Origin of the sequence: Craterilacuibacter sp. RT1T (assembly GCF_023502145.1) — a bacterium.
GTDB lineage: Bacteria > Pseudomonadota > Gammaproteobacteria > Burkholderiales > Chromobacteriaceae > Craterilacuibacter.
This window is the reverse complement of the sequence record NZ_JAMFLI010000001.1, coordinates 496,399-510,707: the sequence shown is the minus strand read 5'-3', so window position 1 is coordinate 510,707 and position 14,309 is coordinate 496,399. Positions and strand designations below refer to the sequence as shown.

Genomic DNA, 14,309 nt, shown 5'->3' with positions numbered 1-14,309 from the left:
AGCAGAGGCTGCGCATTGTATAGACGGTGATTGGTTTGCGCAAGCCGTTTTTTAGAAAAATTTCAAAATAAATGCACAACAGCGTTAAGCGGCCGTCAGCAAACGCAACAGCGGCGCGCTATCGGGTAAAATCGCCCTTTCCACAGACTACGCTGCCCACTTCGTCATGCGCATAGCCCTTGCCCAGTTCAACCCGGTTGTCGGCGACATTGCCGGCAATACCCAAAAAATTCTGGACTTCGCCCGACAGGCCATCGCCGCCGGTGCCGATGTACTGGTCACGCCCGAGTTGGCGCTGACCGGCTATAGCCCGGAAGACTTGCTGTTGCGCGACCATTTTTACCGCGCCTGCGCTCAGGGCATGGACGAACTGCTGGAGCTGGACGGCATTACACTGGTGATCGGCCACCCGGTCAGGCTGGGCAACGAGACATTCAATGCCGCCACCGTGCTGCGCGACGGCAATCGTCTCGGCCAGTATCACAAGATGCTGTTGCCTAATGATGAAGTCTTTGATGAGTGCCGCTACTTCACCCCCGGCGCGGCGCCCCTGGTATTCGAGCAAAACGGCGTCAAGCTGGGCGTATTGATTTGCGAGGATGTATGGTCGGTCGAACCGGCCGCCGAAGCACAGGATGCCGGCGCCGAGGCCCTGCTGGTACTCAATGCCTCGCCTTTTCACCGCAACAAGGTGGCGGCGCGCCAGGAGATGGCGCGCTACCGCGTGCAGGAAACCGGCCTGCCGCTGGCTTATGTCAACCTGAACGGCGGGCAGGATGAGCTGGTATTTGATGGCGCTTCGTTTGCGCTGGATCGCGACGGCGAAGTCTGCGCACAAGCCGCCGCCTATTGCGACGAATTGCTGCTGATCGACTATCTCGACGGCGACTTTGTCAGCAGCCGCCATGCCGCGCTGCCGGATGCGACCGCCAGCGTCTATCAGGCGCTGGTAACCGGCGTACGCGACTACATCGGCAAGAACGGCTTCCCTGGCGCCCTGCTTGGCCTGTCCGGCGGGGTGGATTCGGCCTTGACGCTGGCCATCGCGGTGGACGCACTGGGGGCGGACAAGGTACATGCAGTGATGATGCCTAGCCGCTATACGGCGGACATTTCGCTGACCGACTCGCGCGATATGGTGGCGCGTCTGGGCGTGAAGTATGACGAGATCGCCATCTGGCCGATGTACGAGCGTTTTAGCGAGGCGCTGGCGCCCTCTTTCGCCGGCCTGGCGCTGGATGCCACCGAAGAAAACCTGCAGGCACGCATACGCGGCACGCTCTTGATGGCGTTGTCCAATAAGGGCGGCAAGCTGGTGCTGACCACCGGCAACAAGTCGGAAATGACTACCGGCTACTGCACGCTCTATGGCGATATGGCCGGCGGCTTTGCCGTGCTGAAGGATGTGGCCAAAACGCTGGTTTACCAGTTGTGCCAGTGGCGCAACCTGCAAGGCGCGGTCATTCCCGAGCGCATCATCACCCGGGCACCGTCGGCCGAACTGCGTCCCGACCAGACCGACCAGGACAGCCTGCCGCCTTACGATGTGCTGGACGCGATTATGCAGCGCTATGTGGAGGGCAATCTGTCGGCGGCCGAGATTATCGCCGACGGCTACGCCGAAGCCGATGTGCTGCGCGTGGTACGCTTGCTGAAAATCAATGAATACAAACGCCGCCAGGCGCCGGTAGGGCCACGCATTACGCGCCGCGCTTTCGGCAAGGACTGGCGCTACCCGATCACCAACCGGTTCAGCTAATGAAAATCCTGTTTATTCCGCTTCTGGCCAGTCTGGCGCTGCCGGTTCATGCTGCCGCCATCGCCCAGCTCAAGGCCTTTGTCGCCGGCACGCAAACGGTGTCGGCCCAATTCGAGCAGACCGTGACTAACCAAAGCCACCGCGAACAGGCTCACGGCACGCTGGAAATCTCGCGCCCGGGCAAGTTTCGCTGGAGCTACGCCAAACCGTTCGAGCAGGTGATTGTCGGCGATGGCAAGCGGCTGTGGATTTACGACAAGGAATTGGCGCAGGTGACCAGCAAGCCGCTGGACAGCGCGCTAGGCTCCAGCCCGGCGGCACTCTTGGCCGGCAGCAATGCCATCGAGCGCAACTACACGCTGAAAGAAGCGGGCAAGGAAGGCGGCCTGGAATGGCTGAGCGCCACCCCGCGCCAAGCCGACAATACCTTCCAGTCGCTGAAAATGGGCTTCTCCGGCAATACCCTGCAAGAGATGCGCCTAAGCGACAGCTTCGGCAATACCACGCTGATCCGCTTTGTCGCGGTCAAAAAAAATCCGGCCATTCCAGCCGGAAACTTCAACTTCACCCCGCCTAAAGGGGTGGATGTGCTGAGCGAGTAAACCCGCCATGGCGGCAGGCCGTGCTTGCCGCCATCAGCGCAGGGACAGCAGGGACAACACGCGATACCGGCTGACGCCGGACAGCGCCGGCAGAATTTCGTAATAGCCCTGATAGGCATCACGCTGGTTGAGCCTGGCATTGAAATCCGCGACAAAACCCTGCGCCCAGCTTTGCTCGTCCATGCTCACCAGACGGGAAATCGAGTGTTCGGCCTCGGCAATCGCGCTTAAGATCGCAGCGCGCGACTGCTGCACTTGCGCAATGATGCTGACGACGCGCTGCAAACTCTGGCGGACACCCGCGTGATCATCCAGCTGCCAAGGCAGCTGAAACGGGCCGGACTCGGTTTCCAGACGCACGCGCTGTGGCGAGCCGGCCGGAAAGCGCACGCCTTCGCCACGCACCATCAAGCCCTCGCGCAGCCGCGCGAGCGCGGTCTCCTCGACGCTGAATGCCAGCGCCCCGCCATCGTCCACCTCGGCGCGCACCCCCATGCCGCCCAGCGCGCGGTTAAAGCGTTGCAGCAGGGTTTTCTCGTCGACCCCTTCACCAACGGCAACCACCGCAGGCGGTACGCCGCGCTCCGGCCCGATCAGCACCAGCGTTTCCGCCTTGCCCTGGGTCAGCGCAGACAAATCCATGCCGCGCAGCGAAAAACGCTGGCGCACTTGCCCGGTCACCTGAAAATGCAGCTGCCCGTCCAGCGTGCCATCCGTTTTGGCCTCACGCTGCGCCCATTGTGCCCCGACTTCATCGGCTCTGGCCTGCAGGGGCTCTTTCTCAATGCGCCGGCTGCCCAGCTCGCGTCCCAGATCGGACTTGAGCAGCTCCAGACGCCGCAATAGCTGATCGACGAAATCCAGCGACTGCTGGGCGCTCGTCAATTGCTGGTTCAGCTGCGTACTATAACGCCAGCCCGACACCGCCGATTCGCGCTGGCTGCGGTTTTCCGTGTCGCTAGCAGCGGCTAGCGATCCTGTGCGCGCAGCCGCGACCACGGGCTCGGCCAGGCGGCCTTTCTTGCCAAGTGCGGGCGTATCCAGTGTCGTCAACAAGGGGCGCATATCCGTCCTCAGATCGCATTAAACAAGGTCAGCTGGCTCACCTTGCCATAGGCCTTCTGGCTTGCCTGCAGGGCAAGGGTGTAGGCATTCATACTGATAAAGGCCTCTGCATAGTCGAGCCGGCCAATATCGATTGCGCTTTTCTGGTTGGCAAGACTGACGTTGCTGTGATTGTCGGCCATCATTTTGATAATATTCTGCGCCCCGCCCTGCTCGGCAATCTTGCTGCCTATCATCTGGTGTGCGCTGTCCAGCACACCCAAGGTTTGGCGCACATCATCGCCCACCGCTGTCGCGGTCAAGGCCGGATCATCCAGCTTCACAATCAGCGCGTCCAGCTGGTTAAGCATGCCGGGCAATTGCGCTAGCGTGGCATTCGACACCTGACTGACGCCATGCCCCACAACCACCGAGATCGTGTCCTCATTGCCGGCAAAACCATACACACCGGTCGTGGCATCACGCTGAATGGCAGGCTTGTCATTGGCGGTACCGGAAAAAAGATAACGCCCTTCCTGATCACGGATATTGGCGGAAAACACCAGACTGTCGCGCAGGCTTTTAAGCGAGGCGCCCATGGCGCGCAGATCGGCCGCGGTATTACTGCCATCGGCCGCCCACACCAGCAAGTCGCGCATCTGCATCATGTCGTTGCTGATACTGTCCAGATGCGCCTCGTTCAGCGACAAGCGCGTACTAAGCGCCGTGATATTGGAGCGATACTGGTCGATCGCCGCCTCCTCGCGCTGCAGACGCAGCAGGCGCACGCTGGCGATCGGGTCATCGGAAGGCACATTCAGGCGATTGCCCGATGACATCTGCTGGCCAAGTGCCGCCAATTTGGCGTTATTGTCCTGTAGCACGGCATTCATGGCGCTGTGGTACTGGGTGCTGGCGATACGCATCTTCAACTCCTTACAAAATGGCCAGGGTGCTGTCGAACAGCTCACCGGCCACGGCGATCACCTTCATATTCGCCTGATACATTTTCTGGAACTCGATCAGGTTGACCGCCTCTTCGTCGCTATTCACGCCGCTGGTCGATTTCCATGCACTCTCAGCCTCGGCACGCACCGCGGTAGCAGTCCCCAGCGAAGCTTTATTCTGCTGGCTGGCAATGGCTAGCTGTCCGACCAGCTGTGCATAGGCATCACCAAAACTCACCCTACCCAGCGTTGCGACATCCACCTTTTCTTCACGAATGGCAATCAGCGCATTCAGATTGCCGCTATTGGCCGGCGAGCCCGCAAGAGAGGAAAAAGCCAGCGCCTCCGCCGTCAGCGGCGCCAGCCTGACCGCACCATCAGACGCGCCGATCATAAATAACGGCTTGCCGGCCTGACCCTGCAAATCAAAACCGCCGGCCAGCACTTCGTTGGTCCGGGTCGCCAGCTGCCCCATCAGGCTTTGGACAGCCGCCAGCTGCGGGCGCAATACATTTTTTTCATAGTCGCCCAACCCGCCCAGCGTGCCACCGACGCGCTCATCACTCAGCACAAAACGCTCATTGGCAAACTGCAAGGTCAAGAGCTGGGAACCATTTTGCTGCGCCTCGACCGATAAGGCTGCCGCCGTATCGCCCACCACCAAAGGCGCACCCCCGGGCAAGCTAATGCTCTTGCTGCCATCTCCCAGCGTACTTACCCGCACATCAACCAACTCAGCCAGGGCATCGATCCGGCGGTCACGCTCATCCAGCAAGCCGGCCACATTGCTGTTCATCGCCTCGGCTGCGGCCACTTTCTGATTTAACTGTGCCACTTGCTGCGACAGCACATTGATCTGACCAACCACGGCCGCGCGCTGCTCGCCCACCGATGCCAGCTGTACGGCAAACACCCGGTTAAGGTTGTCGCTGCGGCGCACCAGTGCATCGGCCTCGCTAATGACCTGCTGGCGCAAAGGCAGGGATGCCGGCTCGACACTGGCGGCATTCAGCGCGGCATAGAACTTGTCCAGCCCGGCCGACAAACTGGTGCCGCTACTGCCCATGACTTGCTCTAACTGTTGAAAATACTCGCGTGAAGCCGCGAGCTGGCCCTGTTGTGATTGCGCCTGCCACATCTGCAGGTTTTTATAGGTGTCGCTGTAACGGCGAATGGCAAGCACATCCACGCCGGAGCCGGCGCTCAGGCGATCGCCGCTAGCGGCGGCCAGCGGCGACAACACCACGCCCTGACGCGAATAACCAGGGGTCATCACGTTGGAAATATTCTGGCTGATGGTATTCAGCGCAGCCTGGGCCGCACTGGCACCGGACAGCGCATTGCTGGTCATGCGCATAATATGAACTCGTTATCGGATAGCTGTCATGGCAAACCGGGCCGCAGATGCCACGCCCTGCCCATCAAGAGCGACCAGAAGGGGTTAATTCTTAAGCGCTGGCCCCGCAGAAGCCGGCGTTAACTGACGCAAAATGGCATCTGCCACACCAAAAGCACGCGAGCGGGCGATCTGGTCGGCCACCGCCATCTGCGCAATGCCGGACAACTCACTGCCGCTACCCTTGTTGAACAAACCTTGTTCGCCGGCAATCGCCTGCGTGCCCTTATCCATGTCTTTGAACATTTCGCGCACGAATACCGCCTCGAACGCTTCGGCCGCTTGTGCCGCTTTTTGCTGCCATGCTGCATCGGCTACGGCAGGTGACGTATCGGCCACGACTTCGCTCGCAAGCGGGAGAGCGCTCTGCATCTGCGTTTTAAGCATGATTTTTCCTTAAATGACTATCAGCTCGCCATCTATCGCGCCAGCCTGATCCAGCGCCTGCAGGATGGACATGATGTCGTCAGGCGACGCGCCTATGCTGTTGACGGTATCGATAATGCTTTGCAACTTGACCCCGGCCGGCCAGCGGAACATGCGGCCATTGCCTTCTGCCACCTGCACCTGGGATTGCGGCACCACTTCGGTACGTCCGCCGGCAAAGGCATTGGGCTGGCTGACCGCATCCTGCTCACCGATAATCACGCGCAAGCTGCCATGCGATACGGCAGCGGCGCGCACGGTCACGCCCTGGCTGATGACCACGGTACCGGTGCGCGAATTGAACACCACGCGCGGCAACTCGTCGCCGGTGGTGATATTCAGCCGCTCCAGGCGGGCAACAAAAGCCACCCGCTCGGTCGGGTTAAGCGGTGCCAGCACCTCGATCGAGGTCGCATCGCGGGTCGAGGCCAGCGTGCCGAACTGGCGGTTGATGGTGTTGACGATATTGGTCGAGGTCTGGAAATTAGGCCGTTTCAGGCTCAGGCGGATGCTGGGCCCGCTGTCAAAATCGCTGCTGATCTCGCGCTCGACCGAAGCGCCATTAGGAATGCGCCCGGAAGTCGGGGTATTAACGGTAACACTGGAGCCGCTCTTGCCCTGCGCCGACAAGCCGCCCACCACCACGCTACCCTGAGCCAGCGCATAGACCTCGCCATCGGCCGCCTTCAGCGTCGTCAATAACAAGGTGCCGCCCCTAAGGCTCTTGGCATCGCCCAGCGACGACACATTCACGTCTATCGTTTGCCCCTTGCGGTAACCGGGCGGCAACACTGCGCTCACCATCACGGCGGCCACATTTTTAACCTTGGCACCACCACTCTCCGGCTGTTTGAGGCCGAACTGGTTCAAGAGGTTGGCAACCGACTGACCGGAAAATTTCACTTGGGCATTGTCGCCCGAGCCATCCAGCCCGACGACAATACCGTAACCGATCAACTGGTTCTCGCGTATGCCTTCGATACTGACAAGATTGCGCAATAACTGCGCCTGTGCCAGCACCGGCACACAGAGCAGCAACAGGCGCAGCAGGGGAAAGAACGGCATCAACTAGCCTTTCAAAACGGCATCCATGGACTATTGAACACGCGCATCAGCCAGCCGGCGGCGTTGGCATCGCTCAAAGCACCACGCCCGGCGTAACCGATACGGGCATTGGCTATGCGTTGCGAGGAAATACGGTTATTGCTATCCACATCATCGACGCGGACATAGCCGGCCAGGCGCAAATACTCTTCGCCCTGATTCAGGGTCAGCTGTTTTTCACCCTTGACCAGCATCAGACCGTTGGGCAAGACCTGCTGCACCACAACCGTCAATGAGCCGGACAGGCTATTTTGCTGCGATGACGAGGCGGCGCCATTGAAATTACGTCCGGCATCTATGCCGACATTGGTCTTATAACTATTACTGCCAATCACGGCCGGGCTGATTTCCACCCCGGACTTCTTATCGAACTGGGTACCGGCACGTTTGCTCGCCTGGGTGGTTTCTTCCAGCACGACCGTCAGCACATCGCCCGGACGAAACGCGCGCTTATCCGCCACCAAAGATGCCGCGCCATAGGCCGAAAACACGCCACCACCGCTACCCTTGGCACTAGCCAAAGGAACCGGTGGCAGTTCGGGCTCGCTTTCCCTGACCTGCGGTATCTGGGCACAACCGGCAAGCAAAACCAGGCCAAGCCAGAATACGGATCTCATCGTGCCGACTGAGCCAGGTTCTGCATCATATTGTCGGCAGCCGACAGCACCTTGGTATTCATTTCATAAGTGCGCTGCGCCGCAATCATTTCAACCATTTCTTCGACCACCTGCACATTCGAGCCCTCCAGCGCACCCTGCTTGAGCTTGCCCATGCCATCCGCGCCCGGATTACCCTCAACCGGCGCGCCGCTGGCGTCGGTTTCCTGAAACAGGTTGCCGCCCAAGGCCAGCAAGCCCGTCGGATTGACGAAGCTGGCCAGCGTCAACTGACCCACGGCCTGCAACTGGGTCGAGCCGGGCACACCAACAGACACCTGGCCGCTTTCGTTAATGGTGACCGATGTGGCATTGGCCGGCAGTGTCATGCCAGGCACCAGCGGCAGCCCCTGCGCAGTCACCAACTGCCCTTCGGCATTGACCTGCAACTGTCCCGCACGGGTATAGCCGGTATTGCCGTCGGCCATCTGCACCTGCAAAAAACCCTGACCGATAATCGCCACATCCATGGCTTGTCCAGTCGTGGAAATCGCGCCACCGGTAAACACCTTCTGCGTGCCGGCCAGACGCGTGCCATTGCCAAACTGCACCCCGGAAGGGGCCAGATTATTGGCATCGACCTGCGCGCCAGGCTGACGCTCGACCTGGTAGAACAAGTCTTCAAACACCAGGCGATCGCGCTTGAAGCCCACGGTATTGGCATTGGCCAGATTGTTGGCAATCGCGCCCAGGCGCGCATCCTGCGCCTGAATGCCGGTCTTGCTGATCCATAAAGCCGGATTCATGATCTTCTCCTTGGCTTAGCCGCGTACCAGACGATTGCCGGCATCGGCCATTTCGCTGGCGGTATTGAACATTTTCATCTGCAATTCAAAATCGCGCCCCAAAGCCATGGTCGCAATCATTTCCTCGACTGCCGACACATTGCTGCGCTCCAGATGCCCGCCCTTGACGCGCACGGTATCGTCGGCCGGCAAAGCCCCGCCGGCACGGCTGATAATGAAGCCGTTGCCATTCTTGCTGAGCTCTTCCGGCACCGGCCTGACCAGCTTAAGCCGGCCCACCGGCTGCATCAGCGCCTCACCCTGCGCCTGCACCGATAACGTGCCATCGGCGGCAATCGCCAGCTGGCTAAATGGCGGCAGCGTGATCGCACCGCCATCGCCCAGTACCGGACGGCCCTGCACGCTCAACCGGCCATCCGGGCCGACATCCAGACTGCCGGCGCGGGTATACACTTCCTGCCCGCCATCCAGCACCGCCAGAAAGCCCTCGCCCTCGATCGCCACATCCAGCTCGCGCCCGGTCGCATGAATCGCTCCGGGGCGGCTATTGACCGCGGAGGGCTCCAGCCTTGTTACATGACGGGCATCAAAACCGCTACCGGCGACCACCTGACTGCGCGCCACGCCAAAATCGGCACGAAAACCACCGGTTTCGCTATTCGCCAGATTATTGGCATGCACCTGTTGCGCCTTGAGTGCACGGTTGGCTCCGCTCATGGCGGTAAAAATCAGCGCGTCCATAATCGCCTTAGATTGCCTGCATCAGGGCTTGAATCGCCTGACTCTCGGCGGTAATCACCTTGGTGTTGGCCTGATAGCTGCGCTGCGCACTCATCAGTTTCACCAGCTCCCCCGTCATATCGACGTTGGAGCCTTCCAGTACACCGGCCGCCAATACGCCAGCCTTGCCATTACCCGGCACCGACACCACGGCGGTACCGGAAGCAGGCGAATCTATCCAGCTGGCACCGGATACCGGCGACAACCCGGCTTCGTTAGGGAAGTTGGCAATGGCCAAGACCCCGACGGCCATGCGCTGGCCATTGCTGTATTGGGCGACCAGTTCGCCATTGCTTTCGATACGCACACCGGTCATCACGCCCGAGGCATAGCCGTTCACGCTATTGGCCAGGGTGGTGCTTTCGCCGGCGAACAAGGTGGTACCCGAATAGTCGACATTGACCGTCAAGGGGGCCGCCCCCACAGGCGTACCCAAGTTCAATGAGTTGATGGCCGGCACGCTCAATTGCCCATCCGCACCAAAAGTCAGCGTAGCGGGCGCCGCTGCAGGCTTGCCATCCAGCGTATATTGCACCTGGACTTCATTGTCGCCCGTACGGACAAAATACTGGGTCAGATTATGCTTGTCGCCACGCGAGTCATACACCACCGACACCGTCGAAGCATTAAAAGTCGAGGGGTCGTTCTTGTCGAAAGTGCCGCTCATCTTTGTCCACGCGGTAGACAGGTTACCGGTGTACTTGAGCGCAGTACTGGCCATAGCCGGGATCTGGCCCGACGGAATCTTAAGATCGCCCAGCGCGCCCAGTGCACCATTGGTCGCATTCATGGCATAGCCCTGTACACGGCGCGCCGAACCATCGACCAGAAAACCGTCTTTGTCGGTATTAAACATGCCGACCCGCGTGTACTGGTCCGAGCCATCGCTGCCACGGGTAATAAAGAAGCCGCTGCCGTCAATAGCCGCATCCAGCAAGCGGCCGGTCGACTGCATCCCGCCCATGCGGGCAATGTCTTGCGTCTTGGAGGAAATACCGACCCCCATCGCCTGCGAGCCCACATAGAGCGAGGCAAAGTTGGTGCGACCTGTCTTGTAGCCATAGGACGAGGCGTTGGCAATATTGTTACTGATGCTGTCCAGCTGGCTGCTGACTGCGTTAATGCCGGAAACTGCGATTTCTAGACTCATGACTATCCTTGAGCATCGCGGCTAGCAGCACCGCGCAGCTGGGTAATGGAAGAAGCAGGAAATTCGCCCAGACCTGCCAGGCGCAGCAAGGGCTCACCACCGGACACCGGCAGACGCACCCCCTCGATACGTGCTTCGAACTCGAGCATCGGTTTTTTGCCGGATGCGGTTTGCACGCTGACTTCATAATGCCCGGCAGGCAATTTCAGCGCCGCCGGATCAATACTGAAAGCAAACGCCCCCTCCGGCTGCGCCCCAAGATCCACCTTGGTCTGGCTGCCATCAGCCGCAGTGAGCGTCACCGAAACCGCTTTTTCCGCACCGGAAAGCGTCAGATGGCCGCTCAGCGGACCCGAAGCGGTCGACAGTTCAAGCCTATAGGTAGAAACCCGCGACAAATGCCCGACCTGCCCCCCCAGCGCCAAACCCTGCAACTCGCGCAACATCAAAGCATTGCCCTTGAGCTCGGACAGCATGGAAAGCGAAGTCTGCATCTGGTTCATCTGCACCAGTTGATTAACGAACTGGGCAGGGTCGCTGGGCGACAAGGGATCCTGATTCTTGATCTGCGCCATCAGCAAAGTCATAAACATGTCAGCATCGCCCAGGGCTTGACCGGCGGCCTTGGCAACCGGTGTCTCCCCCTTGGCGCCGCCAGTGTGCCGCTCCTCGACTGTCACACCCGAAACTGCCATCACCCTTCTCCCAGCTTGAGCAGGTCACCCTGCATGGAACGCACCCGGGTCATCACTTCGACATTGGTCTGAAAAGCACGCGAAGCGGCCATCATGTCGGTCATTTCCTCGACCGGATTCACATTGGGGTAGAACACATTTCCGTCAGCATCCGCCAGCGGGTTGCCCGGTTCATGCAGCTTGCGCAATGGCGCCGGGCTTTTGACAACATCCAGCACCGCCACTGTCGCGCCCTGCCAGCCATCCGCGCCCCCTTGTGCCATGGCGGCAAACACCGGCTTGCGCGCGCGATAGGCCACAGCCTCCGAACCCGAGGCCGACTCGGCATTGGCCAGATTACTGGCGATGGTATTCAGGCGTATGGTCTGCGCCGTCATGGCCGAACCCGCGATGCGGGAAATATCCCTGAAAGACATGATTTATTGTCCCGAAATGGCTTTGGCCAAACCCCTGAATTTCATATTCAAAAAAGTCAGGCTGGTCTGGAAGTCGCTGGTATTCTGGGCAAACTCGGCTTGTTCGACCCCCAGCTCCACCGTATTGCCATCCAGCGAGGCATGATTGGGCGTACGATATTTTGCCGCCGTATCCAGCGCCATTTCCATATCGCCTTCGCCGCTCGTCGCCTGCTCCAGCGCGGCAGAAAAATCGATATCGCGCGCCTGGTAACCGGGCGTACTTTCATTAGCCAGGTTCGACGCCAGAATGCGCGTACGCTCCGCCCTTAGTTTGAGCGCTTCCGGATGGATACCCAGCGCCTTGTCAAAAGCTATTCCCATTGACACCCCTAGCCATGTTCAATACCGTTGCTATGACTCAAGATACTGGTTAAGAATAAACCGGTAAAATTGATAGGGGATATTAATAAGCCCCCCGAGATACGTACATGTAATAATTACCAAGACAGCCAGAATGGCAATATTCACGAACCCCTGCCGCCAGACGCTGATGCTTGGCTTGTTATGTCTGGCCAAGGGCGCGCTCGCCAGCACGCCCGCCATACAGCAACAACTCGATATCGCGGTCAAGCAGGCACTGCTGTCGCAAGCAAAAGCCGGCGACAAGCCGCCAGATGCGCAACTGAGCTTTATCCCGCCACGCGAAGCCGATCGCCTGCCGCCTTGCCCGTCAGCACTGCAAATACGCGCTATCGATACCCGCAACCCCGGGCGCATGCGTTTTGCCGTGAGCTGCCCTGAGCTGTGGCAAAACATATGGACCGTACGCGCCCGCCTTCCCGCGCCACCGACGCCAAAGACAGAAGCCGCACCCAGCAAGGCTCAACAGGGTCGTCACAAAGAGGAAGTTGCAGAGCAAGGCCGCAAACAGGATGCCGAAGTGGAATCGCCCCCTCCGTCAACGCCAGTCAGCCAAGGCAATGGGCGCGTGCTGATCCGGCGCGGCGACAAGGTAGACATTATCGCCAGACGCCCGGGCATCGAGGTCAGGGTTAACGGAGAAGCACAAAATCAGGGCAAGGCGGGGGATATCATACGGGTGATGAATCTGGCCAGTGGCCGGATTTTCCTGGCCAGGGTCAATGCGGCGGGAAGCGTTAGCCCGCTGGCGTCGTTGCACGCGCCTGACGCTGGCGCAGAGACGCCACCACACTACTGAGTTTGGCGGCGTAATCCGGATCGGTGGCATAGCCGCCTTGTGCCAGCGCACGGGCATAGGCTGCACCATCACTGCCTACTCCTAAAGCGGCACGATAGCGCGGGTTGGAGGAAATCAGGCGCGCATAGTCGTTAAAAGCTGCTGCGTAATCGGGATAGGCACGAAAAGGCTCAACGCTTTTGCGCATCTGCCCATCGACAAACTCATGGGTCACGCTGCGGGTGCGCTCACCCTGCCAGCCCTCACCCGCTTTGATACCGAACAAATTAAAGCTATGCGAGCCATCCTCGCGCACGATGGGCCGGCGTCCCCAATCGGACTCCAGCGCTGCATGAGCCGCGATAATCTCCGGTGCGACACCCAGCGTGCTGGCGGCCTGACGCGCATAAGGTAAAACGGCGTTGGCAAAATCTTCCGCCGAGCCCGCCTGCGAAATGGTGCGCGCAGCGCCAAGCGCCCCCTGCATGGCAAGCCGGCTATGCAGCCAGGCACCATCAGGCGAAAGCGCCGGCATCGCCTCCGATTCTCCGTGGCGGATATAGTCGCTGACCTCCTGCCGGGTTTGCCGGTAAAGCGCGGAAAACGAATGACCCGCACCAGAGGCTGGCGCAGGCAAAGTGGCCGCAGCCGGCATCTCCCCCGCCACCAAAAACGGCAAGCGCCGGGATTCAGGCAGAAACATAGACATCCTCGTCACCGAACATCACCCGGGTCAACAAGCCATGCTGCTCGCTCATCAGCCGGCCATTGCGCGCATTGAGCGACTGGCAATGCTGCACAAGGCTTCCCAAGGCTTCCCAATGTGCCCGGCAGCGCGTGGCGATATCGACGGGCAAACGCATAAACAAAGCTTCTATCGAAGTCAGCCTGACCACACCCAACGCTTGCAGCAGCAAGCGCTCGCGCTCACAGCGGCTGCTGTCCAGCGTCGCACTCAGCTGCAGTATGCTTTCAGCAAGCGCAGCCAACTGGGACGCATCGCAGCGCACGATAGCGCCAAACTGCGCTTCCAGCAGGCGCTCAAGCTCGGCGTAAGCATTCCGATCAGCCTGAATGCCAGCCATCAGCTGCTTGAGCATTGCCGCGTTCATCATCCCTGATTGCCATGGTAGCGGGCGATCAGCCCGGCCAGCTTATCCGCATCAAAACCGATTTCACCGCGCGCGAGCGCCTGACGAATCGCACTGACCTTGTCCATGTCTACTTCTGCCATGGCAGAAAGCGCATTCATCGCAGGCGCGATATGCGCAGACTCCGCACTGGCTTGCTTCACCTCGGCAGGCGAAGGAGAAGCGGGCGCACCGGTACGCTTGCCGGCAGGCAATTCGCGCAGTTCTGTTCTTTGTGGTGTGATACGCATCTCTTGCCTCGTTTATCCTTGAACCCG

Annotated in this window: 18 protein-coding genes; 3 read left to right on the top strand and 15 right to left on the bottom strand. The window is 60.0% G+C overall.

All coding sequences use genetic code 11. The features are described 5' to 3' along the window. Window positions 1–166: 166 nt before the first annotated feature. Both M3P88_RS02720 and lolA read left to right on the top strand, forming a co-directional pair. Window positions 167–1,759, top strand: coding sequence for an NAD+ synthase (locus tag M3P88_RS02720; RefSeq protein WP_249614516.1), 1,593 nt, complete (start codon window positions 167–169; stop codon window positions 1,757–1,759). Continuing rightward, on the top strand, window positions 1,759–2,361 hold the full coding sequence (lolA, locus tag M3P88_RS02715; protein WP_249614515.1) for an outer membrane lipoprotein periplasmic chaperone LolA: 603 nt from the start codon (window positions 1,759–1,761) through the stop codon (window positions 2,359–2,361). The genes M3P88_RS02720 and lolA overlap by 1 nt, the downstream gene beginning before the upstream one ends. A 33-nt stretch (window positions 2,362–2,394) precedes the next feature. Here the strand turns inward: lolA and M3P88_RS02710 are convergent, their stop codons facing one another. The 12 genes from M3P88_RS02710 to flgB form a co-directional block, all read right to left on the bottom strand. Beyond that, the gene (locus tag M3P88_RS02710) at window positions 2,395–3,426 is read right to left on the bottom strand and encodes a hypothetical protein (protein WP_249614514.1); all 1,032 of its coding nucleotides are present in this window, start codon (window positions 3,424–3,426) and stop codon (window positions 2,395–2,397) included. A gap of 8 nt (window positions 3,427–3,434) precedes the next feature. Further along, window positions 3,435–4,331, bottom strand: a complete 897-nt coding sequence (flgL, locus tag M3P88_RS02705; protein WP_249614513.1) for a flagellar hook-associated protein FlgL — start codon at window positions 4,329–4,331, stop codon at window positions 3,435–3,437. A gap of 10 nt (window positions 4,332–4,341) precedes the next feature. Next, window positions 4,342–5,709, bottom strand: coding sequence for a flagellar hook-associated protein FlgK (gene flgK, locus M3P88_RS02700; RefSeq protein ID WP_249614512.1), 1,368 nt, complete (start codon window positions 5,707–5,709; stop codon window positions 4,342–4,344). Window positions 5,710–5,793: 84 nt separating this feature from the next. Next, on the bottom strand, window positions 5,794–6,135 hold the full coding sequence (locus M3P88_RS02695; RefSeq protein WP_249614511.1) for a flagellar biosynthesis protein FlgJ: 342 nt from the start codon (window positions 6,133–6,135) through the stop codon (window positions 5,794–5,796). A 9-nt stretch (window positions 6,136–6,144) separates the two neighbouring features. Next, complete coding sequence (locus M3P88_RS02690) at window positions 6,145–7,239, bottom strand: flagellar basal body P-ring protein FlgI (protein WP_249614510.1); 1,095 nt, start codon at window positions 7,237–7,239, stop codon at window positions 6,145–6,147. Between the two features lie 11 nt (window positions 7,240–7,250). After that, window positions 7,251–7,895, bottom strand: coding sequence for a flagellar basal body L-ring protein FlgH (flgH, locus tag M3P88_RS02685; RefSeq protein ID WP_249614509.1), 645 nt, complete (start codon window positions 7,893–7,895; stop codon window positions 7,251–7,253). After that, on the bottom strand, window positions 7,892–8,680 hold the full coding sequence (gene flgG / locus M3P88_RS02680; RefSeq protein ID WP_249614508.1) for a flagellar basal-body rod protein FlgG: 789 nt from the start codon (window positions 8,678–8,680) through the stop codon (window positions 7,892–7,894). The genes flgH and flgG overlap by 4 nt, the downstream gene beginning before the upstream one ends. A gap of 15 nt (window positions 8,681–8,695) precedes the next feature. Further along, window positions 8,696–9,421, bottom strand: a complete 726-nt coding sequence (locus M3P88_RS02675; RefSeq protein ID WP_249614507.1) for a flagellar basal body rod protein FlgF — start codon at window positions 9,419–9,421, stop codon at window positions 8,696–8,698. Between the two features lie 7 nt (window positions 9,422–9,428). Further along, window positions 9,429–10,610 (bottom strand): flagellar hook protein FlgE, encoded by a 1,182-nt coding sequence (locus M3P88_RS02670; RefSeq protein WP_249614506.1) that lies wholly within the window; start codon window positions 10,608–10,610, stop codon window positions 9,429–9,431. A 2-nt stretch (window positions 10,611–10,612) separates the two neighbouring features. Then, window positions 10,613–11,305 carry a flagellar hook capping FlgD N-terminal domain-containing protein gene (locus M3P88_RS02665; protein WP_249614505.1) on the bottom strand — a complete coding sequence of 231 codons (693 nt, stop codon included), beginning with the start codon at window positions 11,303–11,305 and terminating at the stop codon, window positions 10,613–10,615. Further along, window positions 11,305–11,721, bottom strand: coding sequence for a flagellar basal body rod protein FlgC (gene flgC, locus M3P88_RS02660; RefSeq protein ID WP_124736333.1), 417 nt, complete (start codon window positions 11,719–11,721; stop codon window positions 11,305–11,307). The genes M3P88_RS02665 and flgC overlap by 1 nt, the downstream gene beginning before the upstream one ends. A 3-nt stretch (window positions 11,722–11,724) precedes the next feature. Next, a complete protein-coding gene (gene flgB, locus M3P88_RS02655) occupies window positions 11,725–12,084 on the bottom strand; it encodes a flagellar basal body rod protein FlgB (protein ID WP_124736332.1) in 360 nt (119 codons plus the stop codon). A gap of 133 nt (window positions 12,085–12,217) precedes the next feature. On the opposite strand from flgB, the gene flgA reads away from it, so the two are divergent. Next, window positions 12,218–12,922 carry a flagellar basal body P-ring formation chaperone FlgA gene (gene flgA, locus M3P88_RS02650; protein ID WP_249614504.1) on the top strand — a complete coding sequence of 235 codons (705 nt, stop codon included), beginning with the start codon at window positions 12,218–12,220 and terminating at the stop codon, window positions 12,920–12,922. On the opposite strand, the gene flgJ is transcribed toward flgA, so the two are convergent. From flgJ to flgM, 3 genes are read right to left on the bottom strand one after another with little or no spacing between them, the layout of a single operon-like run. Next, entirely contained in the window at window positions 12,861–13,604 is a 744-nt protein-coding gene (gene flgJ, locus M3P88_RS02645; RefSeq protein WP_249614503.1) for a flagellar assembly peptidoglycan hydrolase FlgJ, read from the bottom strand. The two genes, flgA and flgJ, sit on opposite strands and share 62 nt — an antisense overlap. Continuing rightward, window positions 13,591–14,016, bottom strand: coding sequence for a flagellar protein FlgN (locus tag M3P88_RS02640; protein WP_249614502.1), 426 nt, complete (start codon window positions 14,014–14,016; stop codon window positions 13,591–13,593). The genes flgJ and M3P88_RS02640 overlap by 14 nt, the downstream gene beginning before the upstream one ends. Next, window positions 14,013–14,282 carry a flagellar biosynthesis anti-sigma factor FlgM gene (gene flgM / locus M3P88_RS02635; protein WP_249614501.1) on the bottom strand — a complete coding sequence of 90 codons (270 nt, stop codon included), beginning with the start codon at window positions 14,280–14,282 and terminating at the stop codon, window positions 14,013–14,015. Before flgM ends, M3P88_RS02640 begins: the two co-directional genes overlap by 4 nt. Window positions 14,283–14,309 lie beyond the last annotated feature (27 nt).

Coding starts and splice junctions, on each gene's coding strand:
- M3P88_RS02640 (WP_249614502.1), bottom strand. CDS start 14,016: ATGATGAACGCGGCAATGCTCAAGCAGCTGATGGCTGGCATTCAGGCT.
- flgM (WP_249614501.1), bottom strand. CDS start 14,282: ATGCGTATCACACCACAAAGAACAGAACTGCGCGAATTGCCTGCCGGC.
- M3P88_RS02670 (WP_249614506.1), bottom strand. CDS start 10,610: ATGAGTCTAGAAATCGCAGTTTCCGGCATTAACGCAGTCAGCAGCCAG.
- M3P88_RS02690 (WP_249614510.1), bottom strand. CDS start 7,239: ATGCCGTTCTTTCCCCTGCTGCGCCTGTTGCTGCTCTGTGTGCCGGTG.
- M3P88_RS02675 (WP_249614507.1), bottom strand. CDS start 9,421: ATGGACGCGCTGATTTTTACCGCCATGAGCGGAGCCAACCGTGCACTC.
- M3P88_RS02665 (WP_249614505.1), bottom strand. CDS start 11,305: ATGGCAGTTTCGGGTGTGACAGTCGAGGAGCGGCACACTGGCGGCGCC.
- lolA (WP_249614515.1), top strand. CDS start 1,759: ATGAAAATCCTGTTTATTCCGCTTCTGGCCAGTCTGGCGCTGCCGGTT.
- flgL (WP_249614513.1), bottom strand. CDS start 4,331: ATGCGTATCGCCAGCACCCAGTACCACAGCGCCATGAATGCCGTGCTA.
- flgB (WP_124736332.1), bottom strand. CDS start 12,084: ATGGGAATAGCTTTTGACAAGGCGCTGGGTATCCATCCGGAAGCGCTC.
- flgA (WP_249614504.1), top strand. CDS start 12,218: ATGGCAATATTCACGAACCCCTGCCGCCAGACGCTGATGCTTGGCTTG.
- flgJ (WP_249614503.1), bottom strand. CDS start 13,604: ATGTTTCTGCCTGAATCCCGGCGCTTGCCGTTTTTGGTGGCGGGGGAG.
- M3P88_RS02720 (WP_249614516.1), top strand. CDS start 167: ATGCGCATAGCCCTTGCCCAGTTCAACCCGGTTGTCGGCGACATTGCC.
- flgH (WP_249614509.1), bottom strand. CDS start 7,895: ATGAGATCCGTATTCTGGCTTGGCCTGGTTTTGCTTGCCGGTTGTGCC.
- flgC (WP_124736333.1), bottom strand. CDS start 11,721: ATGTCTTTCAGGGATATTTCCCGCATCGCGGGTTCGGCCATGACGGCG.
- flgG (WP_249614508.1), bottom strand. CDS start 8,680: ATGAATCCGGCTTTATGGATCAGCAAGACCGGCATTCAGGCGCAGGAT.
- M3P88_RS02710 (WP_249614514.1), bottom strand. CDS start 3,426: ATGCGCCCCTTGTTGACGACACTGGATACGCCCGCACTTGGCAAGAAA.
- flgK (WP_249614512.1), bottom strand. CDS start 5,709: ATGCGCATGACCAGCAATGCGCTGTCCGGTGCCAGTGCGGCCCAGGCT.
- M3P88_RS02695 (WP_249614511.1), bottom strand. CDS start 6,135: ATGCTTAAAACGCAGATGCAGAGCGCTCTCCCGCTTGCGAGCGAAGTC.